This is a genomic window from Arthrobacter sp. A5 (assembly GCF_051131705.1).
Lineage (GTDB): Bacteria > Actinomycetota > Actinomycetes > Actinomycetales > Micrococcaceae > Arthrobacter_M.
The window spans coordinates 1,843,720-1,870,453 of record NZ_CP180316.1; the positions used below are offsets into that span (position 1 = coordinate 1,843,720).

Consider the following 26,734-nt stretch of genomic DNA (forward strand, 5'->3'; position numbering starts at 1 on the left):
TGGCCATTGTCACTTATTTTCGACGATCGGCGAATAAAAACTAGCTTTTTACCGAGTAGCTGATGCATCCGCGGGGTCCAACAGCAGGAGGTAGGCGTCCAGCTGTGCGCTCAATTGGGCCGGCAGGTGTTCGTCCGGTGACATGGCGGCGACGATCTGGGCCCCCAGCAGCATGCTCATCAGTTGGTTGACAATGTCGTCATCGGATGTCGCCACGGTGACCTCGCCTCGATCCCGTGCCAGGCGCAGATGTTCCTCCAGCGCGGAGCGCCACTGGTTCATTGACGTTTCATGCAGTCGGGCCTTGGCTGGGTCCGTCAGGGCCTTTTGCCAGAACGGGATGACGATGCGGGCTTCGTTGATGCGGTCCTCGTCCAGGGGCAGGACCTCTTGGCAAAACGCGCGCAGGGCCGCCAACCCGACCAGGCCGGCCGACATGTCAGCAATGCGCTCATTCGTTCTGTTGAACACGTGCCCGAACGCAAATGTGATGAGGTCGTCCTTGGTGGGGAAATACGGCTTCAGGGCCCCGTTGGCAAAGCCGGCCTCGGTGGCGATCTCACGCATGGTTGCGCCCTCGATCCCATGCCGGGCAATGATGCGCCATGTGGCATCCGCCAGCTCCAGTCGACGCTGGTCGTGGTTGACAATCTTTGGCACTCAGATTCTCCTGACAGGCCGAAGCGGCGAACTATTGTGGGCTGACCCCTTGTGGTGCATCTTACGTGTGGGTATTCTCTACATTCATAGAATAAAACTTTCCAAGGCCTGCCCTGGCCGCGGACCCACAGAAAGGGTAGCCATGACTGCCGCCACGGACGTCGAAGTCTCCGCCTATTCACTGGTCTCCGCCGCCGAAATCACCGCAGTTCGGGACATTCTGCTCACCGCCGGCCTGCTGGGAGACGCGGTGCGATTTGCCTACCTGGGACTGCTCGATCCGCCGCGGGGACACTCCGCGGCGGCTCCGTTTGACCGCCGGTACCGCGCGTTCCTGCATGACGTTGCCGGGGCCGCAACCAAGGACGTGGTGGTCTCGGTGGCCCGGGGCGCCGTCGAATCCGCCGTCGAGGTTGACACCGCGGTGATGGGGGAGCTTCCGGTCCTGGAAGAGGAATTCGAGGTGGTCGAGGCGATACTCTCGACCAACCCCGAATGGCTCAAGGCGCTCGCGGCCCGTAACCTGGACGTTGCCAAGGTGCGCGTGGCGCCGCTGTCCGCAGGCGTCTTTGAATACCCGGCGGAAAAGGGCCGGCGCATCCTGCGCGGGCTCGCCTTTGTTCAGGACTTTCCGCAGGACAGTGCCTGGGCCCACCCCGTCGACGGCCTCGTCGCGTACGTCGACGTCGTCAACAAGTCGGTTGATGCGGTGCTGGACTATGGCGTGGTTCCTGTTCCTGCGGAGCACGGCAACTACACCGACCGCGGGCTGACGGGCCCGGTGCGGGAGACACAAAAGCCAATCAACATCACCCAGCCGGAGGGTCCCAGCTTTACCGTCACCGGCGGCAACCACGTCGAATGGGAGAAATGGAGCCTGGACGTCGGCTTCGACGCCCGCGAAGGCGTCATCCTGCACAACCTTTCGTTTGCCGACGGCGGCCGGAAACGCTCCATCATCAATCGCGCCTCCATTGCTGAAATGGTTGTCCCCTATGGCGACCCGTCTCCGGTGCGGTCCTGGCAAAACTACTTCGACACGGGTGAATACCTGGTCGGCCAGTACGCAAATTCCCTGGAGCTCGGGTGCGACTGCCTGGGTGAGATCACCTACCTGAGCCCGGTGATAAGCGACGCCTTCGGCAACCCCCGCGAGATCCACAACGGCATCTGCATGCATGAAGAGGACTGGTCGATCCTGTCCAAGCACTCGGACCTGTGGAGCGGGATCGACTACACCCGCCGCAACCGCCGACTGGTGATCTCCTTCTTCACCACCATCGGGAACTATGACTACGGCTTCTACTGGTACCTCTACCTGGACGGAACCATCGAGTTCGAGGCCAAGGCCACCGGGATCGTCTTCACCAGCGCCTACCCCGGGAAGGGTTACCCGTACGCTTCCGAGCTGGCGCCCGGGCTTGGCGCGCCGTACCACCAGCACCTGTTCGGGGCGCGCCTCGACATGGCCGTAGATGGACTGGCGAACCGGGTGGAGGAGGAGGACGTGGTGCGCGTGCCCATGGGCGAGGGAAATGAACGCGGCAACGCCTTCAGCCGCAAGCGCACGGTGCTGGCCACGGAGTCCCAGGCCGTCCGGGAGGCGGAAATACGCAGCGGCCGGATGTGGGTGATATCCAACCCGACGTCGCTGAACCGGCTCGGGGACGCGGTGGCCTATAAGCTTCATCCCCAGGGCCAGCCCATGCTGTTGGCGGACCCGGAGTCGTCGGTGGCCAAGCGGGCCGCGTTTGCGACGAAGGATCTTTGGGTGACCCGGTTCGCGGAGGGTGAGCGCTACCCGACCGGCGACTTCGTCAACCAGCACAGTGGTGGGGCCGGTCTGCCCGCCTACATCGCCGCAGACCGCGACATTGACGGCCAGGACATCGTTCTCTGGCACACGTTCGGGCTGACACATTTCCCGCGGGTGGAGGACTGGCCGATCATGCCCGTTGACTCCGTCGGCTTCAAACTGCGACCGGAAGGGTTCTTTGACCGCAGCCCGGTGCTTGACGTGCCTGCCAGCGGCCCGGCCCGGCATGAGAGCGGACCCGACGGTGACGACCACTGCCGTTGCTGACACCCGTCCCGAAGTAGGGGTCGGCGTCCGAGGCAGGCTTCGCGTGCGCCTGTGCGCCGCCGTCGCGCTTGCCTCGGTCATCGCGCACCTGTGGATGGGCTGGGAGCGCCGGTCGATGCCGTGGGAAAGCGGGCTGATGCTGCTCATGGCCGCCGGCTGCCTCCCCTGTGCATTGGCCGTGTGGCGCAACACGCATGACAGGGGCGTGCAGGTCCTCTTCGCCATGGCCTTGATCATGGTCGCTGTGCATGCGGCCCTGCTTTTGGCGCCGGTCTCCATGGCCGGTCACCAGCACGGGGGAACGACTTCCATGTCCATGCCAATGATGGGTTCGAATTCCCACTCGGCGGCCATGTTGGGGGTCATTGCCCTTGAGCTGGGGGTCGCCGTGCTGGCGGCATGGGTGATGCGCCGGGCGCGTACTTGCGGTGCGGAATGACTCGGTGGACTCACCCTTGAGGGGGCACTCAACCACCCTTCGCGGCCGTCAAGGCGTGGTTGAGTGCCCCCTCAACGGGGTGAAACGGACGACGGCGGCACCCCCCAAAATCGGGTCCCGGTGTCGTGCGCGTAAAGAACGAGGTAACGCGCGGGTCAAGTCGCCGGCAGCGGCGGGCAGGCGGTGGTCGAAGATGGTGGCGCCAACTTCCTGTTCCGCCTGGTTGTTGACGCTGAGGTCGATCCCGGGACGGTCGCGGAGGATGATGACCGCGGCCAGACCGATGAGCGTCATGACCAACAGGGGGCCTCCCCGGATCCCAACGACGTCATCGCCACGCACATACTGCACACCACCGCCGGAATCACCGGGTACGTGGCAAAGGCCGTTGAGGTGATTGGCCCCAATGTCTACGTGCTGGTGTTGACTCTGCTGACCATCGGGGCCGTGTCCGTGATCCGCGACGGCAAGGGCATCGACTGGGGCATCGAGAATCAGTCTGAGCAGGAGGTTCCATGAGCTTCGTCGCAGAGTTGCGCGTGACGATGTGCATATCTACGCGTATTGTGCACTATTCGAACTGTATGCGCAAATAATGAACGTTGGATAATGGTGGTGAACGAGCCGCCAACAGTGTCGTGAGGAGATCTTGTGCAGTTCCACCACCACGGATGCGTATCCGGTGATCCGCGCATTCAATCGGCGGCGGGGACCGGCATTGACCGCCCCGAGGAGCTTCCCGACGAGGTGGACGTGCTCATTGTCGGCTCGGGACCGGCGGGCATGATCACCGCCGCCCAACTCTCACAGTTCCCCGGCATCACCACTCGTATTGTCGAGCGTCGCGGCGGTCGTCTTGCGATTGGCCAAGCCGACGGGATCCAGGCGCGGCCCCATATTGCTGTGGGCTAGTGGGTACTTTCGTTGGTTCGGCGGGGGTTATGCTGCGGTCCTTGTTCGTGTTTGCTTATGCGTTGCAGGTTGTTGTTGAGGTCCCTGCGGGTGTATTTCCAGGACCGCGCACTGCGGTTCCGTGACTGCGTGGTTTGCCATCGACGACTGCACGCGCTGGCGGTTGCTGGAGGGCCTGGGTGATATCGGGCTGACGCTGCGCCACGAAGCGGACATCACCGCGTTTCGAAGCGACGCGGTCGGCCTTCCGGCCGGCGGCTCTGCCCGTGCGGACGTAGCCGGCGCCTGCTCCGGAGGTTCCTTGCCGTGGTGGGGCAGATGCCCGGTTCAGCCGCTCCATTGCCGGTTACCCAATTGCCGGCTACTCAACTTGCCAGTTACTCAACATGCCAGTTACTCAACATGCCGGTTACTCAACATGCCGGTTAAATGGACGGTTGCCGTGGAAATTTCCACGGCATCCTTCCATTTGGCCGGCAATACGTGGCATGGTGCGCTTCAGCGGACGCGAAGCCCGGCCCGTGCTGGACCAGGGCCCCGCTGCGGCACCCGGTCATCGCGACGGCACCCGTTCTGGACCAGCGCACCCGATTCAGCATTCGGTGGCTCCGGGCGCACCAGCAAAAATCAGCGCAGCTGCTAGACCCCATGTGCCGGTCCATAACGGGTGCGGCATCGTCAGGGTCCGCACATATCCGGCCACGTTCCGGTCTCATATTGCGCGTCACCTTGAGCGTCGGCACCGCGCGGCAGCATCGCCCCGGGCCAGCCACCAGGGCTACCAGGATCCCTACCTGCCCCCGGTGATACCGCCGGTAGCGCAGAAGACGCCCTCGCAACCGCATGCGGGCACTACCGCGCTGACCCAACCGCTTGGATCCGAACCCCCGACGAACTGACGAAAATGCCCACTAGGCCGTTGTCCTGACGGCATCGTCGGTCGAAACGCCGCGCCGCTGGTCGAGCACGAGGCCGCCAACTTCCTGCTCTGCCTGGTTATCGATGCTCAGGTCAATACCCTTGCGTTCACGGACGAGCAGGACGGCACCCGTGGAGATCAGCGCAAGGATCAGCAGGTAAACGGATACCGAAACGGTGGTTCCGGTGGCCTGGACCAGCGCAGTGGCGATGGTCGGCGCAAAGGCACCGCCGAGTATGGCGCCGAGGGCATAGGAGATCGCAACTCCGGAGAAGCGGATGGATGCCGGGAACAGTTCGCTGTACAGGGCGGCCTGCGGACCATAGGTGAGTCCAAGGCCCACGGTGAACATGGCGAGTCCCAGGAAGAGTGACCAGATGTTGCCCGTATTGACCAGCCAGAAGAGCGGGAAGACGGTAACCACCAGGCAGGAGTAGCCGATCAGGTAGGTCTTCTTACGGCCGATCCAGTCAGCGAGGTATCCCGACACGAGGGTGAAAATGAACCAGAGAACGGCAGAGCCGGTGACGGCAAGGAGGACCTCGGTGCGGTCCATGTGCAGACCCTTGGGGTGGGTGGAGTAATTCAGGATGTACCCGCCGGTCGTCATGTAGCCGGCGGCGTTGTTTCCCGCGAAAACCAGGGCGGCAATGATGACCAGCAGCCAATGCTTCTTGAACAGCTCAACGATCGGCACACGTGTCTGTTTCTTCTTCCTGGCGATTTCCTCGAAGACCGGGCTCTCGTCAACGCTGCGCCGCACGATGTATCCGACGATGATCAGAACGAAGCTCAGCAGGAACGGAACGCGCCAGCCCCACTCAATGAAGGCCTGGCCGGGGGAGATGACTCCGGACATAAGCGCCAGGACGCCGGAGGCGAGCAGCATGCCCAGCGGAACACCCAGCTGTGGGAACGAACCGAACAGACCGCGCCTGGTCCGGGGAGCGTGCTCGACGGCCATCAGGACGGCACCGCCCCACTCGCCCCCGGCGGAAATACCCTGCAGGATGCGAAGCATCAGCAGGAGGATCGGGGCGACGATTCCGGCTGATTCATAGGTGGGGAGCACGCCGATCAATGTCGTGGCCGCGCCCATCATGATCAGGGTGATCACCAACATGGCCCGCCGTCCGATCCTGTCACCGAAATGTCCGGCGAGGAACGCGCCCAGCGGACGGAACAGGAAGCTCAGGCCGACTGAGGCGAAGGAGATCAGGATTCCTATGTCACTTCCCGCCGGCTCAAAGAAGAGCTTGGCGAAGACCAAACCGGCGGCGTTGGCGTAGATGAAAAAGTCGTACCACTCGATCGTGGTCCCGACGATGGTGGCGAACGCTACCCGGCGGTTTTCCCGGGCCGGTCTGCGCTGCGCGAGGGGCAGGGTGCTCATTGGTTTTCCTTAGTATTGTGGCCACGTCACCGTGGCCGGAGGCGAACGTTGTCGGCAACCGCTGATGATGTATGAAATCATATACGATCACCAGGTGCAAATATGACGCAGGTCATGTCACTCTGTGACGCGGGTCTCCGCCTACCGGGCCTTGGAGTAGGACTTGACGTCGAACTCGAGGTCTGCGGCCTGCTCCGGGGACGCCGAACGGCCCTGCTCCAGAAGCCGGCGTGCCGCCATGTGATCGCCGGGTCTGTTGACGGATTCGACGGCGGCGAGATGGCCTCCGCGGAAGCTGAAGAGCGAGAACTTATCCGTCGCCGGATCTCCGCGCAGCACCGTTGTGTCACTCTGCTGCACCAAACCCGCGATCTGCAGCTTCAGCGGACCCTGCTGGGACCAGAACCAGGGTAGTTGCGCGTAGCTCCCGCTGCGGCCCACAATAGCTTTGGCAGCGTGCCGGGCCTGGTCCGTGGCGTTCTGCACGGACTCCAGCCGCGTTCGGGTACCGGCATGGTGGCTGGGGTAGTTTGCACAATCACCGATGGCGAAGACATTCGGGTCCGCGGTCCGCAGGCTGCTGTCCACCGTGATCCCGTTCTCAACGGCCAGCCCGGAGGCGGCGGCCAGGTCCGCCCGTGGGACCACGCCGATCCCCACCAGCACCAGATCGGCCGGGTAGGACGCACCGGTGGTGCTCTCGACACTCGTCACCCGGCCGGCGCTCCCGGTAAAGGAAGCAATGCCCTCACCGAGGCGCAGGGTGACACCCATGCGCTCATGCGCGCCGACGAAATACCGGGACAGGGCGGGGGACAGGGCGCGGCCCATCGGGCGGTCCGCAAATTCCAGTACCGTCACATCGATGCCGCGCTGCCGGGCCGCGGCGGCGAACTCAAGACCGATGAAGCCGGCGCCAATAACGACGACGGCTCCGACATCGCCCAGTCGGGCGTGAATAGCCTCGGCGTCGGAGAGGGTCCGCAGCCCGTAGATGCCCGCCAGATTGCTCCCAGGGACACTGAGGCCGCGGTTGGCCGCGCCGGTGGCGAGCACCAGCGTTGCGTACGGCACCTTGGTACCGTCGTCGACGGTTACCGTCCGTGCAGCACGGTCGATAGCCGTCACCCGGACCCCAAGCCGGGAATCGATGTCGTTTTCGGTAAAGAATTTCTCCGCCCGCAGCGGCAGCGCTTGGGCTGCACTTCCGTCGACCATGTAGTCCTTGGACAGTGGAGGCCGTTGGTAGGGGAGATGCGTTTCATCACCCAGAACGGTAATCCCGCCGGTGTGGCCCTCGGCGCGCAGCGAATCGACAAGCTGGATTCCGGCCTGGCCGTTGCCGACGACGACGATGCGGCTAAGGGGGCTGTTCATGGAGCTGCTCATCGGGTTGCCCACGGCGCCTAGACCTGGCTGCCCGGAATATCGACTTCGAGCTCATCAAGCCCGGAACCGAGTTTTAGCTGGCAGCCAAGGCGGCTACGGTCCGCGTCACGCGGATCCGCAGTGCAGTCAAGCATTTCCTCCTCGTCGTCACCGATTCCAGGGAGGTCGTCAAGGTAGCCGGGCCGGACATACACATGGCAGGTTGCGCACATGGCCTGGCCACCGCATTCGCCGACAATACCGCGGACGCCATTGGTTACGGCGGCCCGCATAACCGACGTTCCGGTGTCCACCTCGAGGACATCCACGGCGCCGTCCGTGTGGTGAAAACTGAGTTTTGCCATAATGATGAATCCTTAGAAAGTCTGGTTGGTCGAGGTCGAGGTCGAGGTCGGGGCCGCCCACGTCACCGGAAGGTCCGTCATGCCGCGGAAGACCCAGCCGGCATCGACGGCCGCGCGGCCGGGATCGAGACGGAGAGCCGGCAGTTCCCTGAACACGCCAGGCAGGGCGACGCCGGCCACGGATGCCCGGGCGACCCAGGTGCCGGCGCAAAAATGGTTGCCGCCCCCGAAGGCCAGATGGGGCTTCTTCTCCCGGTTGATATTGAAGGATTCGGGATCTGCAAAAACCCTGGGGTCCCGGTTTGCTGCGCCGATGACGACGCCCAGGCGCGCCCCCCGGGGCAGTTGAATGCCTTCCAATACCGTGGCCTTCGTGGTTTCGCGGGGGTACATGCCGATCGGGGCAACCCAGCGCACGGCCTCTTCAAAGACCAGGGGAAACAGCGCCGGATCGGACAGGACCGCAGCCAGCTGCTGCGGATGAGTGAGCAGAGCCCAGACCGCGACTCCGAGCACGTCCCGGGGCTCGTTCAGCCCGCCGCCGATGGTCATTTTCATGTTGGCGCGGATGGCTTCGAGTGGAATGGGCATTGCCGTCATACCGGAGAGCAGGCTGGTGTCCGGGTTCCTGCGCAGGTAGGGCAGGACCTCGTCGATGGCGTCGTCCACTTCGTTGTACGACTTCTCCGATGCGGCCCAGACCTCCGGATTATCGGCATAGTTGCCGGTTCCGTTGATCATGGTCTGGGACCAGCGCTGCATATCTTCCTGACTGGCATTGTGGAAGCCCATGATAAGACGCAAATTTTCCGCGGCGTATGGGGCCGCGTACTCCCGGATCAGATCCGCGCCGGGGCCCGCAGCTTTGAACCGGTCGAGGTACGTTCGGCTGTTCTGTTCGAAGATCTGGTTCCACGTCTCCTTGATCGCCTTTGGGCGAAGCACCGAGCCATAGGATTTGCGGTCAACATCGTGCGCCCGGTCGTCCTTGCGCAGCATCGAATGACCCATGGCCCGTTTCATCAGCGAACCGGTTTCGTTCGCCGAAAAGGTTTCCTGATCGTTTTCGATGAGGTGGCAGGCCTCATAGCTGGTGACCATGTACCGGTTGACGGACGGCACCCAGTGGACGGGTGCCTCCTCGCGCATCTGCCGGTAGATCGGAAAGGGATTCCGGTGCAGATCGGCGAGGGCGACCCAATCGGCGGTAGGGGCTTCGCGGGCGGTGCTGGTGCTGGTGCTTGGAGGTGTCATCTTTGGCTCCGCATGTCGGTGGCTGGATTCCCTCCAATGTGCCACGCGCCATATCCTTAGGTAAAGTGCAGAAAAGTCTGCAATAACCGTAAAAATATTGAGGATGATCAAATTCATGGCGAGGTACACTCTGCGGCAACTCGCTCACTTCGTGGCGGTGGCGGAATCCGGAGCGATCTCCGCGGCCGCGCAAAAGGTTCACCTTTCCCAGGGAGCCGTTGCCGCAGCGGTGTCGGAGCTGGAGCGGATATTCCGGATCCAGCTGATGGTGCGCCGAAAGGCGCACGGCGTGACCCTGACACCGGCAGGGAAGCATCTCTATTCGCGCGCCATCGTCCTCCTTGCCGAAGCGGAAGAACTGGAGCTGAGTGCCGCCAGCGGTGGACGCGAGCTGGCAGGGCCCCTGGTCATCGGTTGTTATCTGACTCTTGCACCGACAGTTCTGCCGCTGTTGCTGAGCGGGTTCGCGGCTCTCCACCCGCAGGTCCGGCTGGAGTTCGTCGAGGGAAGCCAGGATGGGCTGCAGGAACGCCTGTTCGCGGGCGGTCTGGACCTCGTCGTCGTCTATGACACCGACCTGCTGCCCGGACTTGCGGGCGTTGAGCTCTATCAGGCGCCGGCGTACGTGCTGCTGCCGGAAGGCCACCGGCTGGCGCAGCAGGGGGACGTCTCGCTGGCGGAGCTGGCCGAGGATCCAATGGTCTTGCTGGATGCTCCGCCCAGCAGCCGACACACCATGTCGCTGTTCGAGCAGGCAGGTGTCGAACCCAACGTCCGGCACCGGACCACCGATTTCGAAGTCACACGCTCCCTGGTGGGGCGCAACCTGGGGTATTCAATTCTGATCCAGCGGCCAGCGACGGACACCACCTATGAGGGTCTTGGCCTGATTGCCAAAACGTTGAACCCAGCCGTTAATCCGCTGTCGGTCAAAATGATCTGGCCCAAGGATTTCCGTTTAACGGACCGGGCGCAGGCGATGACCGAGTTTGCCTCGAACGCCCCATGGCCACGGGACTGACCCGTTCCAGCACTGTGACCGGATTTCAGTGCCCGGATTTGTTCGGCAATACACCCCACATTGGCCTGCACCATGGCACAGGTCACAAAAAAGGCTTGCAAAAGCTCCATCAAAGACGCGAAAGCTGAACGTCAGCACGATGTGTCCTAGAGTCGAACAATTGGCAATCGAGCACAGTGCAATGGAACACAGGGCGACGGAACACGACAAAGCCCTGCACCACGCCGATCCGGTTAACTCAGCTCTGTGGAGTGGGCGGTCCAGCCGCGATCACCAGTACCCCGCAAAGGTCAACTTCTGCAGGCTGCTTGCACAATTGGGACAGGTTCATACGGGCACCGTCAAGGTTTGACACATTCAGGCAGTTTCGCTGGCGAAAAGGCGGCGTGTCTCCAAACTCGCCCAGATTTGGCCGCCAAACATGGTCAAACTTTGACAACATCCCCAAGCGATCCCGTGACCGCGTTCCGGTCCTGCCCGTTGCGGAATGGGTGCCGAAACTCCGCAATCGACAGCGGAAAATCAGGACGAGCCAGAATCCTCACATAAGCTGAGTTAACCGGATAGTTAAGGCCCTGCACGCCTGCGCGGTGCTGGTGGGCGAGGAGACCCGCTTCGGCACGGGGCGGCGCGGCCGACCGGAAACGTTGATCAGTCTGGGACAGCTCATGGGATTCCATGCGTCCGCCCCGACGATTTCCTGGCACCAGCCGGCAGCTCCCCGGACGTGGCTGTACCGGCCGGCGGCGGGCATGGGCCCAGGCGCCGGTGGTCCTCCACTTGGATCCGCGACTCGAAGCGGCCTCGGGCCGGAACCGGGCGTGCAGGATTGCCGTCCCGCCTGTTTCCCGGCATCGGGTCCGTCCGGCACCTTCACCATGCGCCTGGACGAGACGCAACCGTGGGCCGGGCAGGCAGACGGCCGGCAGGAAAACGTGAGCGTGGAATTCGGGAGCGGGCTGGAGTCCCCGCAGCCGGGATCGGGTACGGATTAACGACGGTTTGCAGCAGGGACGACGGCGGACCGAAGGGCGACGGCGGCACTCGGGTGAGTGCCGCCGTCGCCCGTTGTCTCTTGCGGTGGACCGCCTGACCGGCTCAGCCCTGATTACCGCCGAACCCGATCCAGCGGTAAACCTCCGGTCGTTTGGCCTTCAGCCGCAGACCCCCGAGCGTGCCCAGCACGCCCGGAGCAGTGCGATGACGGGTAGAATCCAAGACAGGGGGGAGGCGCCCTCGCTGCCGATCAGGACATTGAAATTCGTCAGGATCAGGATGACGATCAGTCCCAGCGAGACGGCCGAAACCGCCGGGGCGACCAGCCGCGTCCACACGCCGTACTCGCCGGTGTGTTTGCAGAAGCATCCAATCACTGCCAGGGAATTCAGCACCAGCAGCAGGACCAGGCCCAATGCGGCGGAGCGTTTCGGGTCCTTGGCCTCCTCGCTGTAGATCGCAGCCGATTCAACTCCCATGAAGGCCCCGATGCTGAAAGCCAGTGCGGCGCCAAAAATTTCAGCCCACCAGCAGGGCAACGGCTTTGACCGAGAGATCGACCTTGTTGACCCCAAGCCAGCCCACGATCAGGAAACCAACCAGCGCGGCGAGGCAGCGCGTCGGCGGCCCGGATGCTGATGGGGACCGCCCTGGCCATGGCGGCTGTGCACGCGGCGCTGCTATTCTCCCGTTCCACGGGCGGTCACGTCCACCTGGGGACGGGCGCGGGGATGCCCACCCGGGCCGGTCCGCAGCCGGGCATGTCGGCGATGCTGGGCATCGTGGGACTGGAGCTCACCGCGGGCCTGGTGACAGCGGCGCTGCTCGGCAGGCTCCGCGTCCGCGGGGAGGGTTGACCCGGGACGCGGCCTGTTCTCCCAAGTGAACGAGCAGCTGTGTGAGCTATCGAGGTGTAGAAATGCCGCCCCATGCGGCCTGTCGCGTCCGCACGGCCACTTGACAGGAGGAGCGGCTGCGCGTAGACCAAGGGCAGCCCTCAGTCGGATTGAGGCAGCCAGGCCGGGAAGCGACCCGGCTGCGAGGGTTTAGTAACCGCGCAGCCTGGAGGTCAATATGTCATCTCATCTCGGAGTCCGGCTCCTGGTGTTGGCGGGTGGAGTGGCGCTCACAGCGTCCACGTGCCTGACCGGCACGGTGTCCGCATCCCCACCTGCGGCCCAATTGCCCGCGGTCCACCCGTCGGTGTCAGATTTCGTCCAGCTGACAAGTTCTGCGACGCCACCCACCCAGGCGCAGTGCGCCTCGGTGGGCCGCCGCTGCTTCACACCGCAGTCAACGCGCGCCGCCTACAACGTCGGTCCGCTTTATGCGGCCGGGCTGGACGGACACGGGATCACCATCGCCATAGTCGATTCCTACGGCAGCGACACCATGGCCCACGACCTGCACGTCTATAACCAGGCCTTCGGGCTTGCTCCCATGTGCGGTGAGGAGGCGGTAACCTGCACAGCCGGGATGCCGACATTCAGCCAGCTGCAGCTGCAGGGCTCCCCGGCCACGAAGGCTCCGCCGGCCAAGAGCAAGGGCACCGGGCAGGAAAACAAATCCGCGTGGGCGCTGGAAGTCGCACTCGACGTCGAGTCCGCGCACGCCATGGCCCCCGGGGCCAATATTCTCTTGGTGACCACTCCGACCGCTGAAACCCTGGGAGTCCAAGGCTTCCCCCAGATGATGGCGGCGGAGCAGTACGTCGTGGACCATCACCTGGCGCAGGTCATCTCGCAGAGCTTCGCCTCCGCTGAGGATGCCTTTGGCAGTCCGCATGCACTGCAGAACCTGCGCCACGCGTTCGTTTCGGCGGCGCAGAATGGGGTCACCGTGCTGGGGTCCTCCGGCGACGGCGGCACCGCGAACGCCGGCAAGGCTCCGGTGGGTGGCCCGAACGCGGGGAAGCTCTTCCCTTACCCGAAGGTGGAGTGGCCTGCGTCTGATCCGCTCGTCACCGGGGTCGGCGGCACGTACCTATGCACCGACCCCAACGCGACGTCCCAGCGCACCGTGGACAGCACGAGCCCGCCGGCCAAGTGCCAGGCCAACCCCGGCGTCGCCGAGGTCGGGTGGACGTTCTCCGGTGGCGGCTTCAGCCATGTGTTCCCGCGGCCGGACTATCAGGCCACGCTGCCGGCCGGGAGTACCCCGATCGGGTCGATGCGCGGTGTCCCGGACATCGGTTTACAGGCGAGTGCGGGCACCGGTGCGCTCATCTACCTCTCGCTCCCGCCGGACGGCTTGAGCGGCCTGGAGTGCGGGCAGCCGGACGGTTCGTCCGCGCCCTGCAGTACGGGGTGGTACGACATCGGCGGCACCTCTCTATCCTGTCCGCAATGGGCCGGGCTGATCGCCATTGCCGGCCAGATAAACGGCGGTGGCCTCGGCCTTATCAACCCCGCGCTGTACCGGCTTGCTTCGGATCCCACGCAGTACGCGGCCGATCTGTACGACGTGACCACCGGCAACAACACCGCTGACCCGTCGATCGCCGGTTATCCGGCTACTACCGGCTGGGATCCGGTAACCGGGCTTGGGACCCCGAATGCCGCGGAATTGCTGCCGGACCTCGTCGCCGCAGTGAACGGCGGGTGACGCCAACGAAGCGCCGGTCAACATTTTCATGGCGGGTTTCAGGGACGTTCGGTACGACGACGGCGGCCGGCCTGGTGGGGGATAGGCCGGCCAAGGCGCGCCGTACCGGGGCGACCGATAGTCTGATGGGCGAGCGGAGGCATCCCGGGAGGACGATATGGAAGATCCCTACGAACTGCAGCGCTTCGTCACTGCCCAGGACAGCAGCGGCACGTATCTCGGTGCCATCAGCGAGCTTCGTGCCGGGCGGAAAATGAGTCACTGGATGTGGTTTGTTTTCCCGCAGGTCGCCGGACTGGGCCACAGCCCAACATCAAAGATGTACGCCATCCGCTCCTTGGCGGAGGCACGGGCTTATCTGGACCACCGCGTGCTTGGCCCGCGGCTGAGGAAAAGCGCCCATACCGTTGCCGAGATTAAGGGCCGAACGGCCCAGCAGATCATGGGCGGAATTGACGCGCAGAAGCTGCACTCTTCCGTGACGTTGTTCCTGCGGGCAGCGCCGGAAGAACCGGTGTTCCAACAAGTTCTGAACCAATACTTTGAGGGCCTGCCCGATGCCGCTACTGACCGGCTGTTGACCGGACAGGGCTCTCCGCCTGGGACTTCCAGTAGTCGTTGCTAGCCTGGACGGCTTGCTCCTTCGTCAACCCAGCAACGACCTGCTCGTCCAAGCCAACGGCGCGCGTCAGTTGCCAGATCAGCGCCAAAGGAACGGCTGGGGCCGGAGCTGGTCGGCCCCGCGCTCCGGACGGACGCCGCCGTCGACGCATGCCGCCGTCGACGCATACCCAGTATTCGTCGTCACTGACCAATAGCTGGTCCTGCAGGATGTGGTTCCACTCCCGCGAGCACCTGTTTTACGTCGGCCAGAATCTGGATCGGCTGCCTATCCGCGCCTCGTGGCGTTGTCAAGGCCCAAGTACTCGGACAAAGTATGAAATGGGCTTTCCGTTTCGCTGCCAGGGGCGCGACTTTTCGTGAATGCCGATACGAGGCCGGCACTTCCCGGGTCACCGAGGCGGCAGGCTCACGGGTTCGCGCGGGGCTGCCCGTTGCCACTGGTTGCAGGGCGGTTCAAATCGCTCTCGAGCCGATCGGCCATCGGCCATCGGCCGCCGTGAAAGCCGCGTCCGTCAGAATCGCGGTTGGTTGTTTGCCGCCCGCCGTTGTTTCAGTCCCGGTGGTAGCCGACGTTGAGTACGTTTCCGTCCGGCGCTCGGACAAAGAAGCGGCGGTGGCCCCATGGCTCTGTCGTTAGCGGATGCACGATCTCGTAGCCGAGCTGCTGCGCTTGTGCATAAGCCCCCTCGATGTCATCCGTCAAAACGGAGATGACCGCGTCTTCGGGTGCGGTTGCGTCCCGAACGACGAGCTGGACGTTCGCTGGTGTGGCGGGCGAGGTGTAGCGGGCCACCCAGCCCATGTTGAACTCCTCGGTACTGAGCCCGAGGAAGTCGGTATAGAACCCCTTCGCTGCCTCGACGTTAGCCACTCTAAGGTTCGCCATGATGCTTGTCGCATGCATGTCAGTACTCCTGTCAGCATCGGATGTACGTCCAAACGCTACAGGGTCCATGCACGTTCTGGACAGCCATGATTTGTCCGGCACCGAAACACATGTGGTGAATCCTCTCGCGGATGTTGGTAACAGAGGCATCACGCCTCTCGTTCGCTCATTCGATGCCATTCCACTCGTTGTTGGCACACTTAAGCGGATGTGCAACGGACGCATTTGAACTGTCCGCCTGCTGCCCGCTGGTACAGAACTTCAGTCCGTATGGTGAACGCCGAACGGACCGACTCCCATATCCGGCTGTCGGGCAAGCACTTTGTCGAGCTCTCTTCCTCGGGTGCGTCCTGGGCCGTCCTCGCAGGTGGCGAAAAGCCAAAGCCCATACTTCAATGCACGGGAAAACGCGACGCAGAGGGGTGCCCGCTGCTTACGACCCCCGGTGCTGTCGGAGTTTCATCCAAAGAGCGCGTGCGACTTCTATAGTCTGGGCCAATGACCATCTTCAGAGAGTTCTGGGACAGCTTGGAAGACCGCGATTGGCCCCGGTTCGGATCGACCCTTGCCGACACCGTTCCCGCGCTGACGTTCTTCCTCGTGGACCACGACGCAGCGGCGCTTTCACCGCATTCTGGCCCGAGCCATACGAACCTCCGCCAGGCCGCGAACACCTAATTGCACGATACTGACTGCCCGAAACGAAACGAATTGACTAAGTCAGTCGCTTCTCCAGAGCCGCTCTCAAGTTCAGAGAATTCGTTCCAGCCCGCCGTCCCGGCAGGGGAACGGCGGGCTGGAACTCGTCAGCTGGCATGGAGGTATTCGCCGATGGCGCCTAGAACGACCTCGGAGACACTGTTGGGGTGCGCAACAGAAGCTCGCGTTTTTCCTCTTGGCCGCATTGCCATGGTTTAAATTGCGGCTGGGCTGCGCGGACGGTCCGCTTGTTACGATCAACCACCGATCCGGAATACTTTTTGGTGGGGTCTTTGTTGAATCCGTCATGACTCTCCATCCCACCCAGACCGCACCCACCCTGTCGCTACCGCTCACTGGAGGCGGGAGCACCGATGAACTGGCGTTGGGAAGTGGTGCCGACGGACGGTTCTCCCTCGTGGTGTTCTTCCGAGGGCTGCACTGTCCGGTATGCCGTAAGCAGCTCGGTGAACTCGATCGACGTCTCGTTGACCTGAACGACGCCGGCGTGGGCCGGGTTCTTGCAGTCAGCATGGAGACACCCGAGCGCAGCGCTCAACTGGTCGAGCAGTGGCACCTGCGAAACCTGCCGGTGGCATGTGGCCTCACCGAGGCCTCCGCGCGGGAGTGGGGCTCGTTCATTTCCACTGCGATCAAGGACGGCGAGGACCCGGTGTTCAACGAGCCTGGAATGTTCGTCCTGGACGCCGATGGAACCCTGTTCTGGAGCAGCGTGTCCTCGATGCCGTTCGGTCGGCCAGCTATCGACGACGTGCTCGCCGCCTGCAGTTTGCCCAGAAGAGCGAATACCCGGCCCGGGGAGCCGCCTGAGGCTGTCCCGGAGCGATTCTGGATCCGGTCCGGTACCTTCACCCCGTGCGTTCGCTGGTCCCAACCATTCGTCCGATCGGGTCGCCTTTCGCGGTTCGACCCCCGTTACCCCCCGAGGGGGCATTTCAGGATGCCATACCCAGCCTAATATCGGGAAGGACGCATCGCCCGTTGGCATGCTGCTGCGGGTGTCGTCTTGGGCTCCAGCGTCACCTCGAGGTGTACTTCCCGTGGTTAGCAATGTGCTGATGGTCACAGCCGCCCTGCGCGCCGGTGGCACCGTCACGCTTTCGACCCATCTCTTCCCCGAGGGCTAGACGAGGTTGCGGATTTGTCGGCATTTCTGGCCCGCGGCACCGCTTGGACTGACCAGGGCAGTGCCGAGGCGAAGCTGGGAGGTCCGTACTGGGCGCCGGCGGCTGGCCATTCCGCTGGCCCGTGCCTGGGTGTCCGTGGATGGCATCGAAGCCAGCGACGCGATGATCGCCCGGCTGCGAGCTCTGCCTGGCGCGGACCGGATGGGCGTGGTGCAGGAGAACCTGGCCAGCCTGACCCCATCCTAGGTTGGGACGACTATCCGACACCTGGCGGGCGCCTCAGCCCCGTCAATTGCGATGAGCCGTCATGACGGAGTCCGATCCTCGTCAGGATGACGTCGTGACGGTGTGGCTATTGGTGAATTGGGCACGCTCAGCGTCGGCGAGTGCCTGGGCGGCGGTGACCAGACCAAGATGGCTAAAGGCCTGGGGGAAGTTGCCCAACAGCTCGCCGCTGGTGGTGTCGATCTGTTCGGAGAACAGCCCGAGGTTGCTGGCGAACCCGGCGGCGCGTTCCAGAGCCTTCCGGGCGCGCCCTACCTGACCGGTGACGGCCAGGGCGTGGGCCAACCAGAAGGTGCACAGCAGGAAGCTGCCTTCCCCGCCCTTGAGCCCGTCGCCTCCGCGATAGCGGTACAGCAGCCCGCTCTGGTCTGCCAGGCCCGCTTCGATGGCGTCGATGGTGGCCAGGAGGCGGGGCTCGACGGGTGGGAGGAATCCTACGGTCGCCATCAGCAGGATTGACGCATCCAGGGTGTCAGACCCGAAGTACTGGGTGAACGCTCCAACGTCGGCGTTCCAACCGCGACGCAGAATGGTCTCTCGCAGTTCCGTGCGCTCGGCGGACCACCGGGCGGCGCGGTCACTGGCGTGGAGCAGCTCGGCCATGGCTATACCTCGGTCCAGGGCCACCCAGCACATCAGCTTGCTGTGCAGATAGGGCCGCGGTTGCCCGCGTACCTCCCAGATTCCCTGGTCATCCTGGCGCCAGCGGGTGAACGCCGCCTCGACAGCGGCGATCAGAAACACCCGCGTCCCCTCGGACATGTCCGCCAGATGGGCGCGGAAGGTGTACGCGGCGTCCAGGACGGCGCCGTACACGTCGAGCTGCCGCTGTTCCCATGCCTGGTTGCCCACCCGCACGGGACCGCTGTCCCGCCACCCCGACAGGCGTGGGATTTCTCGCTCGCTGAGGTCCCGCTCGCCACCGACGCCGAACACGATCTGCAGATCCAGGCCGCGGTCCAGTTGGGTGCCCGCAGCCCGGGACAGGAAGGAGAAGAAGCGTCCGGCTTCCTCGGGGCAGGCGGCAATGAACAAGCCCTGCATCGTCATGCTCGCATCCCGTAGCCAGGTGAAGCGGTAGTCCCAGGTACGGCCGCTGCCGACTCCTTCGGGCAGACTCGTGGTGGGCGCGGCGATGAGAGCACCGCTGCGTGCGTAGGTCAGACCTTGGAGCACAACCCCACTGTGGTGCACCAGCTCGCGCAGCGGCCCGTCGTAGTGCTGATGCAGCGCCGACCAGCTGCGCCAGCCCGCCTCGGTGGCCTTCAATCTGCGGCGGACTTGGTGCCTGCTCCACGGTGGCGGTATCTGTCCCCATGGGTCGCACTGCGCTACCGCGAACGCTAGCTCCTCACCCTCGGCCAGTGAAACGGTGGCCGACGCCGTCGCGTCCGCGAGGTCCATGTCCACCTCGGTGCTGAGCACCGAGACCGTGGCACCGCCGCGGGAGACGATCGACCCGCCGGTGCGGGCCAGCCGGGGATGAACCAACCCGTACTCAGGGCGGGGCGCGTACTCCACCCGCACCGGCACCGTCCCGCGGGTGCACCTCGCCAGGCGCAGTAGGACGCCCGGTGCAGACCGGCCCAGATCATGGCCCCGCTCACCCGCGCCCAACGCCAACGCGTCGAGCACCACCAACTCACCCCCAGGCCTGGATCAGGTGGTCTCCAGCACGAGTCCCGGCGACCGGTACCGCCAGGTGGCCACGAAGCCCCGTGCGGCCGGCGCCAGCAGGAAATGCCCCGCTTGCGCATCAAGCAGCCGCCCCAGCACCGGCGGGCTGTCGAAACGGGGAAGGCACAACCAGTCCACTGAACCCCCGGCCGTCACCAACGCACCCGTGCCGCAGTCAGACAGCAGGGCGTGCTCACCGAGGGGGACGTCACTCACCCGCCCACCCCCGACGATGACCGAGAGCGGCAAACGAAGCGATACTCGGCAGACGCCGGATCTCGGTCCTCACGATCGCCTCCCGTGTCGCGGACCCTGGCTCGCCACGCGGGACGTCGAACGTTGGCGGCCTCCGCGGGCCGGAACCTCCATCAACGTCGCCGCGCGGCGCGCAACGACTCGGCGGTGACCAGGAGAGAAGCGCCGAGAAACACGCTGTCCTTGACCAAGAACTGCCCCACCATGGATAGCTTCGGGGCGCCGTGGCCCTCCTGCCAGGCTCCTGGTGTCGTGAACAGAAAACTCAGGGTTGTGGCGAACATCCCGACTGCTCCAAGCCCGCCGAGCACGGAGAGCCGGGGCGCGAGTGGCCTCGCGGCGATCAATGATGCCAACGCGATCTCGGTCATCCCCACGATCCTTGCCGTCTTCTTCTCGCCGAGCTTCTTGAGGACCGGAGCAAACAGCGGGCTCGAGGAGACCAGGGGGTGGATGTTCTCCACCTCGTAGTCCTCAAACTTCAGTGCACCGATCCATAGGAGGTTCATCGCCAGCGCGGAGCGCAGAGTCGAGGTTCCGATCGACTGAAGAGCATGGGTGGCGTCGTGTCGTGTTTTCATGCTCGTGTCCCTGCCTGAGCACCCTCGTTTAGGGCGACAGGGGTGATCCGTGACGCGTCACGACCCGAGGATGGGCTTGGTGAGCGTGTGCCGCAGGCGCGCTGACGGGCGCAGCCACTGCCTGCGTTGTCAGGGAGATGCCCAACGCTGGCACCGGCTGCGGTGAGAAGGACCGGGATCGACGTGGTACGCATGCTGCTGCTCCTCAAGAAACGGATTCATCCGACGGGTACCGAGCGGCACCAGGATCGCTTCATCAGGGGTTAGTCCCGCCAGCGCCGCGTTCGTTACACGATTCGGTGGTGTAGTTCATGCCGCCGCTGCCCGAACCTGCGTAGTGCCCGCAAACCTCGCGGCATCGGTTAGACTGACCCGGTGGACGTCGCATTCGATGACCCCGCCGCCATCGCCGCCCTGCGGTCTCGCGACGAGGCCAGGGTCAGGCAGCTGGTGGCGGCGTGGACTCCCGGCATGCTGCGATTGGCACGCGCACACACTGTCAGTGACGCCACCGCCGAGGACGCCGTCCAAGACGCCTGGGTCACGGTGCTCACCGGGATCGAGCGCTTCGAGGGCCGCAGCACGCTTCGTACATGGGTGATGGGGATCGTCATCAACACTGCCCGCCGCGCCGGAGCGCGCGAGCACCGCACCCTTCCATTCTCGGCAACCGGGTGGGCCGACCGTGGGGACGAGTGGGATCCGGCGGTCGCCCCAGGGCGGTTTCATCCGCAGACCGGTCACTGGGTGTCGTCACCATTGCGCTGGGACCTGCTGCCAGAGGAACAGTTGACCGCCGCTGAGCTGCGAACCGTCATCGACACCGCCCTGACCGCGCTTCCCCAGCGGCAACGGGCCGTCATGATCGCCCGGGACGTGCTGGGACTCTCCGGAGAAGAGGTTGGCACCCTGTACATGCTCGGCGACGGCAATCAGCGGGTACTTCTGCACCGGGGCCGGAGCAAGGTCCGGGCCGCCGTCGAACACTACGCAGCGACAAGCACCGGCCGACCGGACCCGGCAGCGGCGGAACCGAGCAGGGCACGGATGAGCGAGCCAGCGGTGCAACGACGCCCGGCTCGTCCCGGCTCCCGTGAACCAGTGGTATGCCGCCAGCTCGTCGAGCTGGTGAACGATTACCTTGAGGGCACGCTCGACACCGGGCTGCGAGACCGCGTCCAGGAACACCTAGCAGCCTGCCACCACTGCAATGGGTACGTCGCCCAGGTACGGCGCATGCTCGATCTCACAGCCGGACTCGCCCCCACCGCACCATTACACATCGTCGCCCGGCTTGCGGCCGCCCTGAGGAATGCCACCGGCTCGGACATAACCACCCCGGGAGTGACCGGGCGCTGAGATGCCGCCGAAAGCGTTTACAGGGGCACGGCCGGTCCAGTGACGTTCGATAACGGGTCGATCTCCCGGAGGCGTCAATCGGAGGCACCTGATTGACCGAAACCGCCCTTGCCGGGCACCGGATCAACCTGGGTGGCTGCCTGCCCGGTGACGGCGGAGGCTAAACGGTACATTCAGAACCATGACCGGACTCCTCATCGGATACGCGCGTATCCACCAACGACCAAAACCTCACCGCTCAGAAAAACGCCCTGGTCACTCTTGGGGTGACGCGAAGAAGACATTCACAGACCAAGGCCTCACCGCCACCAACCGGGCACGACCGGGACTCAGGGAAGCGCTGCCAGCCTGCCGGGCCGGGGACACCCCGGTCGTGACAAAACTCGACCGACCGGCCCGGCCACTGCGCGATGCAAAGGACATTGTCGACGAACTCACTGGCCGCGAAGTCAAGCTCAGCATCGCCGGCTCCCTCCACGATCCAACCGATCCCGTAGGCAGGCTTCTCTTCAACGTCCTGGCCGTGGTCGCCGAATTCGAAGCTGACCTGATCCGAGCGCGGACTCGTGACGGCATGGCGGTCGCAAAGGCAAAGGTCCGCCTCCGAGGGAAACAGCCAAAGCTTTCCCAAAAACACAGTAAGCGCACCTGGTCTCCGTTCACCGAGCAGGGACGCACGCGACGGTGGAACTTCCCGAACTCTTCGCTGTAGCCCGTTCAACCGCCTACCGCGCCATCAAACGCGCCGGCGACACCACCGTTTAGTGATCCGAAAAATTTCGTTATCCAACGCCGAAATCAACACCGATGCGCCCTAAACGTGAATTTCCGTACCGATCCTCCTCAGACCCCTGCTCCATGTCGCTAAGTCGGCGTTTCGCCGCGGACGCTGCCTGGCAGAGGGCGGAGAGGATCATCGCCCGCTCCAACGTGACCCTCATGTCGCCAGGAACCGTCTGACACTTCGAGTCAGCTGGTGCCAACGGCGCTCGGCCTGTGGTCTGGAACCAGGCTATTGCCGGTGTATCCCAGCAGGGGGCGGAAGTTACCGGCCAGAAGATCCACAGTGGAACGCTGGACATCGCCACCATCCACCACCGGGTGGCGGCCGTTCCGTCATACCCCGCGGGGGACTGGTGGACCATCCGCCCGCGGCGGGAACGTCTGGCAGGATCGGCAACGGCGGTTGGAAGACTTTTCATACCGGAACCCTTTGGGTTCGGACGTCGGGCCGCGAACGCGCATCGCTGCCGGCCGCTGGCGCACCTGGCGTGTACCCGCAAAAACCGTCTGCAATACGCGTCGACAATTACCGGGCTGTCATCCATACTCATGCGTGACACCGCATGACACCGCATGACACCGCATGACAGTGCGGCGTGGGCGACCGGCTTCGCACCTCGGGCGCCCAAATCTTCGTTGAGGGGACCCTGCAATGACAGTTGGAAGAGCATGGCACGCAGCATCAGCTGTTGCGTTAACATCGATGATGGCCGGGATGTTGGTGGTTTCCGCGGCGGGGCCGGCGAGCGCAGCGGCGGGCGGCCTCGTGATCTCGGAGCTGAACTACCACGCGGGGTCAGACCTCGACGCGGATGATTTCCTGGAGCTGACGAACACGTCGGCCGCTCCACTCGACATCTCGGGATGGTCGTTCAGTGCCGGCGTAACGGGAACGTTCGCCGCCGGCACCGTCGTTTCTGCCCATGGCTACTTTGTGGTCGCAAAGGACGCGGCCCAGTTCCAGATCACCTACGGTTTCGCGCCGAACGCTGTCTATGGCGGGAACCTCAGCAACGGCGGCGAGACCGTCACGGTGGTCGATGGCGCGCTCGCCACGATCGACACTGTCACCTACGCCGACGTCGCCCCCTGGCCGACGACGCCCGACGGAACGGGTCCCTCGCTGGAACTCCGTGACCTCATGTCCGACAAGACGCTGCCCGGCAGTTGGGGTGCCAGCCTGGCCGCCGGTGGCACGCCCGGCGCGAGGAACTCGATCGACGGCGCTGGGGGCGCCCCGGTCGTCGGAAGCCTGGCGGCGAATCCAGCCCGTCCCGCCGTCAATGAGGCGATGGTGGTCTCGGCCCGGCTTCAGCCCGGCTCCACCGCTCAGCTTACGTACAAGGTAATGTTCGGCGCGGACGCTGTGGTGCCGTTCCTCGACGACGCAGCCAGCCCGGGCGGCGCGGGCGACGGCGTGTATTCCGGTTCGATTCCCGGCCAGAGTGCGGGCAAGCTGATCCGCTATCGGGTCGATGCGACGTCCGGCGGCACAACATACTCCGAGCCCGCGGCGGGCGATTCCGTGCGTTACCGGGGCGTGGTCGTGGTGAACACCGCTGTCGGCAGCCAGCTTCCGGTCATCGAGTGGTTCATGGACGACGCCGTCTTCAATGACATCCTCGCCAATCACCGCCAGGACGACGTCCAAGGTGCGGCTGTGTGGTCCTACAACGGCCAGGTCATCGACGGCGCCCTGATGAGTGTCCGCGGCAACTCCTCCCGCACCGACGCGAAGGTGAACTGGAAGGTCGAGCTCCCTAAGGGCTACACCTTCGACCTCGGCGGCCAGCTGCCCTACCCCCTCGACGAATTCGCGCTACAGAACTACTCTGACAACTTCGCGGATGTTGGCTGGGCGACCGTGAAGGCCGCCGGCAACCGGGCGCTGAACATTGTTCCGGTGCGCACGCAGCGCAACGCGGACTTTTGGAGCCTCGGCCGCATCATGGAGACCGAGGACGGTTCCTGGCGGGCCGACCAGGGCGTGAAGGATTGGGCGATCTACAAGGGCGCCGGCGGCAGCGTCGGCAAGTCGACGTCGGCGACCACCCTCGCTGCGTCGGGCTGGCTCGAGAAGAAGACCCGAAAGACCGAGGATTTCAGCGACGTCTGGACCTTGTCCAACACGGTCGACGCGGCGCCGTCGGCCGCGCAGCAGGCCTGGATCTATCAGAACGTGAACGTTCCGGAACTCGTCAACTACATGGCGATCAACTCGATCATCCGGCATCAGGACAGCGGCTGGTACAACTGGTGGCTGTCACGAGACACCGACGGAACCGGTCGCTGGGAAATGTGGCAGTGGGATCTCAACTGGATCTTCACGACCGCGGCCTCTGACGGCAAGGGACTCTTCCTGACTCCGGACACATCGAACCACTTCACGCAGGCCATGCTCGCCTACCCCGAGATCAAGGAAATGTTCTACCGCCGGCTGCGCACGCTTGCTGACCAGTTCCTGCCGGCCGGCCAGTTCGAGGCGCAGTGGGACGCCATCTCGGCCAAGACAACGCCCGATTGGAACCTGAATTATGCGAAGTGGCGCGGCTACACGCCCGCCTACGCCCGGAGCGCCTTCGTCAACGGACTGACGGACCGCCGCAACGCTATCAACAACAACACTGGTGCCGGGAAGCCGGTGCCGACCACGCAGGCGGCGGACGCGAGCGTCGTCATCAACGAGATTCAGTACCATCCGGCCGGTGCCGGCGGGGAATACATTGAGCTGTCGAACCCCGGCAGCACCGCGGTGGACATCTCCGGCTGGACGATCGACGCCGTTGGCTTGACGATCCAGGCCGGTACGGTGATCCCGGCCGGTGGCCGGGTCGTGTTTGTGGCGAACGACAAGGCATTCCGGCAGGCCTACACCGGCGCAAACCGGCTGGTGGGAGGCCAGTTCACCGGGTCCCTCGACGACGCCGGTGAGGCGGTTGTGCTCCGCAACACCAGCGGGGTGGTCGACTCGGTGACGTACACAAACCAGGCGCCGTGGCCGGCTGCAGCTGACGGCACGGGGCCGTCGCTCGAGCTGGTATCGCCGACGGCGGACAATGCCGTGGCGGCGAACTGGAGGGCGACGTCGACGACGGGCGGCACACCCGGTCTGACGAACACCGTCGACACGACGCCGCCGCCGAACGTGGCGCCGACGGCCGCGTTTACGAGCAGTGTGAACGGGTTGGCGGCGAGCGTGGACGCCTCGGGTTCCAAGGACCCGGACGGCACGATCTCGTCGTACGCGTGGAACTTCGGAGACGGTGGCACGGGAACCGGCGCGAGCGCGAATCACACCTATGCCACCGCCGGAACCTACACGGTCACCCTGACCGCGACGGACAACGGCGGCGCCACGGGAACGGTGAACCATCCGGTCACCGTCAGCACAACCCCGCCGCCGAATGTGGCTCCGACGGCCGCGTTTACGAGCAGTGTGAACGGGTTGGCGGCGAGCGTGAACGCCTCGGGTTCCAAGGACCCCGACGGCACGATATCGTCGTACGCCTGGAACTTCGGAGACGGCGGTACGGGAACCGGCGTGAGCGCGAATCACACCTATGCCACCGCCGGAACCTACACGGTCACCCTGACCGTGACGGACAACGGCGGCGCCACGGGAACGGTGAATCATCCAGTCACCGTGACCAGTACAACGCCGCCAGCCGGGACAGCCTTGGCGCAGGACACATTCACCCGCACGGTCGGCGGCGGCCTGGGAACGACCGAAACCGGCGGGGCCTGGACGATCTCCGGCGCCGTCGCCGATTTCGCGGTCAACGGCAGCGCCGCCACCGTCGCCAGCCCGGCCAAATCCAACCGTTACGCCTACCTCAACGGCGTCTCCTCCAGTGATACGGAGGTGCGGGCAAGTATCGGCTTCAACCGGCCGACGGCGAGCAGCATCTATGCGGGTCTGATCGGGCGCCGCGTCGGTACTGCCAGCTATGGTGCCCGCGTCGTGGTCAGTTCCACCGGATCGGTACAACTGAACCTGCAGCGCAACACCGATACGATCCTGAAGGCCGCCACGATCTCCGGGTTGACTTTCAACTCCGGCGACAAGCTCCAGCTCCGGCTGCAGGTGACCGGGACCTCACCGACCACCGTCCAGGCCAAGGTCTGGAAGGTCGGCACCGCCGAACCGGCGAACTGGCAGCTGACCACCACCGACTCCACCGCCGGTCTGCAGGCAGCCGGCGCGATCGGCCTGTACAGCTACCTCAGCACCACCGGCACACCGACCCCACTGACCGTCGCCTTCGACGATCTGTGGGCCGGAGGCACCAAGTAGCACGGCGCCCCGCCGGCGATGCACGCCGGCAGGCCACCACAAGCAGCAAAGAATCCCCGCCGGTGACGTACGCCGGCGGGGATTCCTGCGTAGAGTCACACCCCTTGTCCCGCGGGACTAGGTAGTTTT

The 26,734-nt window shown here is 64.6% G+C and carries 24 protein-coding genes and 2 pseudogenes; 16 read left to right on the forward strand and 10 right to left on the reverse strand.

The features are described from left to right. Positions 1-48: 48 nt before the first annotated feature. Positions 49-660, reverse strand: a complete 612-nt coding sequence (locus tag ACLLJI_RS08505) for a TetR/AcrR family transcriptional regulator (RefSeq protein ID WP_434620221.1) — start codon at positions 658-660, stop codon at positions 49-51. Between the two features lie 142 nt (positions 661-802). Here ACLLJI_RS08505 and ACLLJI_RS08510 point away from each other — a divergent pair, with 142 nt between their 5' ends. From ACLLJI_RS08510 to ACLLJI_RS08530, 5 genes and pseudogenes are all read left to right on the forward strand, one after another. Further along, a complete protein-coding gene (locus ACLLJI_RS08510) occupies positions 803-2,743 on the forward strand; it encodes a primary-amine oxidase (protein WP_434620224.1) in 1,941 nt (646 codons plus the stop codon). Then, positions 2,721-3,182 carry a hypothetical protein gene (locus ACLLJI_RS08515; protein ID WP_434620227.1) on the forward strand — a complete coding sequence of 154 codons (462 nt, stop codon included), beginning with the start codon at positions 2,721-2,723 and terminating at the stop codon, positions 3,180-3,182. The genes ACLLJI_RS08510 and ACLLJI_RS08515 overlap by 23 nt, the downstream gene beginning before the upstream one ends. 183 nt (positions 3,183-3,365) lie before the next feature. Beyond that, positions 3,366-3,701, forward strand: a complete 336-nt coding sequence (locus ACLLJI_RS08520) for a hypothetical protein (RefSeq protein WP_434620229.1) — start codon at positions 3,366-3,368, stop codon at positions 3,699-3,701. Between the two features lie 132 nt (positions 3,702-3,833). Continuing rightward, positions 3,834-4,073: pseudogene (locus ACLLJI_RS08525) on the forward strand (FAD-dependent monooxygenase); the annotation flags it as partial. Positions 4,074-4,188: 115 nt separating this feature from the next. Continuing rightward, a pseudogene (locus tag ACLLJI_RS08530) lies at positions 4,189-4,372 on the forward strand (3-isopropylmalate dehydratase small subunit); the annotation flags it as partial. Positions 4,373-5,005: 633 nt separating this feature from the next. On the opposite strand, the gene ACLLJI_RS08535 reads toward ACLLJI_RS08530, so the two are convergent. The 4 genes from ACLLJI_RS08535 to ACLLJI_RS08550 all read right to left on the reverse strand — a co-directional run bounded on the left by ACLLJI_RS08535 (position 5,006) and on the right by ACLLJI_RS08550 (position 9,393). Continuing rightward, positions 5,006-6,406: an MFS transporter gene (locus ACLLJI_RS08535; protein ID WP_434620232.1), complete on the reverse strand. Its 1,401-nt coding sequence runs from the start codon at positions 6,404-6,406 to the stop codon at positions 5,006-5,008. 141 nt (positions 6,407-6,547) lie between these two features. Beyond that, positions 6,548-7,783 (reverse strand): NAD(P)/FAD-dependent oxidoreductase, encoded by a 1,236-nt coding sequence (locus ACLLJI_RS08540; RefSeq protein WP_434620235.1) that lies wholly within the window; start codon positions 7,781-7,783, stop codon positions 6,548-6,550. A 29-nt stretch (positions 7,784-7,812) separates the two neighbouring features. Then, positions 7,813-8,139, reverse strand: a complete 327-nt coding sequence (locus ACLLJI_RS08545; RefSeq protein WP_434620238.1) for a 2Fe-2S iron-sulfur cluster-binding protein — start codon at positions 8,137-8,139, stop codon at positions 7,813-7,815. Between the two features lie 12 nt (positions 8,140-8,151). Further along, a complete protein-coding gene (locus tag ACLLJI_RS08550) occupies positions 8,152-9,393 on the reverse strand; it encodes a cytochrome P450 (RefSeq protein ID WP_434620241.1) in 1,242 nt (413 codons plus the stop codon). 115 nt (positions 9,394-9,508) lie between these two features. Here ACLLJI_RS08550 and ACLLJI_RS08555 point away from each other — a divergent pair, with 115 nt between their 5' ends. Beyond that, complete coding sequence (locus ACLLJI_RS08555) at positions 9,509-10,414, forward strand: LysR family transcriptional regulator (RefSeq protein ID WP_434620244.1); 906 nt, start codon at positions 9,509-9,511, stop codon at positions 10,412-10,414. 1,154 nt (positions 10,415-11,568) lie between these two features. Here ACLLJI_RS08555 and ACLLJI_RS08560 read toward each other — a convergent pair. Further along, a complete protein-coding gene (locus tag ACLLJI_RS08560; protein ID WP_434620247.1) occupies positions 11,569-11,889 on the reverse strand; it encodes a hypothetical protein in 321 nt (106 codons plus the stop codon). A gap of 153 nt (positions 11,890-12,042) precedes the next feature. Here ACLLJI_RS08560 and ACLLJI_RS08565 point away from each other — a divergent pair, with 153 nt between their 5' ends. From ACLLJI_RS08565 to ACLLJI_RS08575, 3 genes are all read left to right on the forward strand, one after another. Beyond that, positions 12,043-12,267 carry a hypothetical protein gene (locus ACLLJI_RS08565; protein ID WP_434620250.1) on the forward strand — a complete coding sequence of 75 codons (225 nt, stop codon included), beginning with the start codon at positions 12,043-12,045 and terminating at the stop codon, positions 12,265-12,267. 217 nt (positions 12,268-12,484) lie between these two features. Next, on the forward strand, positions 12,485-14,014 hold the full coding sequence (locus tag ACLLJI_RS08570) for a S53 family peptidase (RefSeq protein ID WP_434620253.1): 1,530 nt from the start codon (positions 12,485-12,487) through the stop codon (positions 14,012-14,014). A gap of 157 nt (positions 14,015-14,171) precedes the next feature. Further along, positions 14,172-14,639, forward strand: coding sequence for a DUF1810 domain-containing protein (locus tag ACLLJI_RS08575; RefSeq protein ID WP_434620256.1), 468 nt, complete (start codon positions 14,172-14,174; stop codon positions 14,637-14,639). Positions 14,640-15,188: 549 nt separating this feature from the next. On the opposite strand, the gene ACLLJI_RS08580 is transcribed toward ACLLJI_RS08575, so the two are convergent. After that, on the reverse strand, positions 15,189-15,542 hold the full coding sequence (locus ACLLJI_RS08580) for a VOC family protein (RefSeq protein ID WP_283561667.1): 354 nt from the start codon (positions 15,540-15,542) through the stop codon (positions 15,189-15,191). Positions 15,543-16,022: 480 nt separating this feature from the next. On the opposite strand from ACLLJI_RS08580, the gene ACLLJI_RS08585 reads away from it, so the two are divergent. The 3 genes from ACLLJI_RS08585 to ACLLJI_RS08595 all read left to right on the forward strand — a co-directional run bounded on the left by ACLLJI_RS08585 (position 16,023) and on the right by ACLLJI_RS08595 (position 17,617). After that, positions 16,023-16,202 (forward strand): hypothetical protein, encoded by a 180-nt coding sequence (locus ACLLJI_RS08585; RefSeq protein WP_434620259.1) that lies wholly within the window; start codon positions 16,023-16,025, stop codon positions 16,200-16,202. A gap of 328 nt (positions 16,203-16,530) precedes the next feature. Then, positions 16,531-17,202 carry a redoxin domain-containing protein gene (locus ACLLJI_RS08590; protein WP_434620262.1) on the forward strand — a complete coding sequence of 224 codons (672 nt, stop codon included), beginning with the start codon at positions 16,531-16,533 and terminating at the stop codon, positions 17,200-17,202. Between the two features lie 229 nt (positions 17,203-17,431). Next, the gene (locus ACLLJI_RS08595; RefSeq protein ID WP_434620265.1) at positions 17,432-17,617 is read left to right on the forward strand and encodes a hypothetical protein; all 186 of its coding nucleotides are present in this window, start codon (positions 17,432-17,434) and stop codon (positions 17,615-17,617) included. 81 nt (positions 17,618-17,698) lie between these two features. Here the strand turns inward: ACLLJI_RS08595 and ACLLJI_RS08600 are convergent, their stop codons facing one another. The 3 genes from ACLLJI_RS08600 to ACLLJI_RS08610 all read right to left on the reverse strand — a co-directional run bounded on the left by ACLLJI_RS08600 (position 17,699) and on the right by ACLLJI_RS08610 (position 20,169). Continuing rightward, the gene (locus ACLLJI_RS08600) at positions 17,699-19,294 is read right to left on the reverse strand and encodes a glycoside hydrolase family 15 protein (RefSeq protein WP_434620268.1); all 1,596 of its coding nucleotides are present in this window, start codon (positions 19,292-19,294) and stop codon (positions 17,699-17,701) included. Positions 19,295-19,315: 21 nt separating this feature from the next. Next, the gene (locus ACLLJI_RS08605) at positions 19,316-19,549 is read right to left on the reverse strand and encodes a trehalase-like domain-containing protein (protein WP_434620271.1); all 234 of its coding nucleotides are present in this window, start codon (positions 19,547-19,549) and stop codon (positions 19,316-19,318) included. Between the two features lie 152 nt (positions 19,550-19,701). Next, positions 19,702-20,169, reverse strand: a complete 468-nt coding sequence (locus tag ACLLJI_RS08610; RefSeq protein ID WP_434620274.1) for a YkgB family protein — start codon at positions 20,167-20,169, stop codon at positions 19,702-19,704. Positions 20,170-20,544: 375 nt separating this feature from the next. Here ACLLJI_RS08610 and ACLLJI_RS08615 point away from each other — a divergent pair, with 375 nt between their 5' ends. The 4 genes from ACLLJI_RS08615 to ACLLJI_RS08630 all read left to right on the forward strand — a co-directional run bounded on the left by ACLLJI_RS08615 (position 20,545) and on the right by ACLLJI_RS08630 (position 26,605). Then, positions 20,545-21,528 carry a sigma-70 family RNA polymerase sigma factor gene (locus tag ACLLJI_RS08615; RefSeq protein ID WP_434620277.1) on the forward strand — a complete coding sequence of 328 codons (984 nt, stop codon included), beginning with the start codon at positions 20,545-20,547 and terminating at the stop codon, positions 21,526-21,528. A 181-nt stretch (positions 21,529-21,709) separates the two neighbouring features. Then, positions 21,710-22,240 carry a recombinase family protein gene (locus ACLLJI_RS08620; RefSeq protein WP_434620280.1) on the forward strand — a complete coding sequence of 177 codons (531 nt, stop codon included), beginning with the start codon at positions 21,710-21,712 and terminating at the stop codon, positions 22,238-22,240. A gap of 284 nt (positions 22,241-22,524) precedes the next feature. After that, complete coding sequence (locus tag ACLLJI_RS08625; RefSeq protein WP_434620283.1) at positions 22,525-22,878, forward strand: hypothetical protein; 354 nt, start codon at positions 22,525-22,527, stop codon at positions 22,876-22,878. Positions 22,879-23,026: 148 nt separating this feature from the next. Next, positions 23,027-26,605, forward strand: a complete 3,579-nt coding sequence (locus ACLLJI_RS08630; RefSeq protein WP_434620286.1) for a PKD domain-containing protein — start codon at positions 23,027-23,029, stop codon at positions 26,603-26,605. Positions 26,606-26,734: the final 129 nt, after the last annotated feature.

What these genes read in the sequence shown, in the direction of transcription:
- ACLLJI_RS08560 (WP_434620247.1), bottom strand. Translation starts at nt 11,889, where the DNA reads ATGGGAGTTGAATCGGCTGCGATCTACAGCGAGGAGGCCAAGGACCCG.
- ACLLJI_RS08540 (WP_434620235.1), bottom strand. Translation starts at nt 7,783, where the DNA reads ATGAACAGCCCCCTTAGCCGCATCGTCGTCGTCGGCAACGGCCAGGCC.
- ACLLJI_RS08555 (WP_434620244.1), top strand. Translation starts at nt 9,509, where the DNA reads ATGGCGAGGTACACTCTGCGGCAACTCGCTCACTTCGTGGCGGTGGCG.
- ACLLJI_RS08510 (WP_434620224.1), top strand. Translation starts at nt 803, where the DNA reads ATGACTGCCGCCACGGACGTCGAAGTCTCCGCCTATTCACTGGTCTCC.
- ACLLJI_RS08620 (WP_434620280.1), top strand. Translation starts at nt 21,710, where the DNA reads ATGACCGGACTCCTCATCGGATACGCGCGTATCCACCAACGACCAAAA.
- ACLLJI_RS08580 (WP_283561667.1), bottom strand. Translation starts at nt 15,542, where the DNA reads ATGCATGCGACAAGCATCATGGCGAACCTTAGAGTGGCTAACGTCGAG.
- ACLLJI_RS08550 (WP_434620241.1), bottom strand. Translation starts at nt 9,393, where the DNA reads ATGACACCTCCAAGCACCAGCACCAGCACCGCCCGCGAAGCCCCTACC.
- ACLLJI_RS08585 (WP_434620259.1), top strand. Translation starts at nt 16,023, where the DNA reads ATGACCATCTTCAGAGAGTTCTGGGACAGCTTGGAAGACCGCGATTGG.
- ACLLJI_RS08590 (WP_434620262.1), top strand. Translation starts at nt 16,531, where the DNA reads ATGACTCTCCATCCCACCCAGACCGCACCCACCCTGTCGCTACCGCTC.
- ACLLJI_RS08565 (WP_434620250.1), top strand. Translation starts at nt 12,043, where the DNA reads ATGCTGATGGGGACCGCCCTGGCCATGGCGGCTGTGCACGCGGCGCTG.
- ACLLJI_RS08570 (WP_434620253.1), top strand. Translation starts at nt 12,485, where the DNA reads ATGTCATCTCATCTCGGAGTCCGGCTCCTGGTGTTGGCGGGTGGAGTG.
- ACLLJI_RS08575 (WP_434620256.1), top strand. Translation starts at nt 14,172, where the DNA reads ATGGAAGATCCCTACGAACTGCAGCGCTTCGTCACTGCCCAGGACAGC.
- ACLLJI_RS08610 (WP_434620274.1), bottom strand. Translation starts at nt 20,169, where the DNA reads ATGAAAACACGACACGACGCCACCCATGCTCTTCAGTCGATCGGAACC.
- ACLLJI_RS08545 (WP_434620238.1), bottom strand. Translation starts at nt 8,139, where the DNA reads ATGGCAAAACTCAGTTTTCACCACACGGACGGCGCCGTGGATGTCCTC.
- ACLLJI_RS08630 (WP_434620286.1), top strand. Translation starts at nt 23,027, where the DNA reads ATGTTGGTGGTTTCCGCGGCGGGGCCGGCGAGCGCAGCGGCGGGCGGC.
- ACLLJI_RS08535 (WP_434620232.1), bottom strand. Translation starts at nt 6,406, where the DNA reads ATGAGCACCCTGCCCCTCGCGCAGCGCAGACCGGCCCGGGAAAACCGC.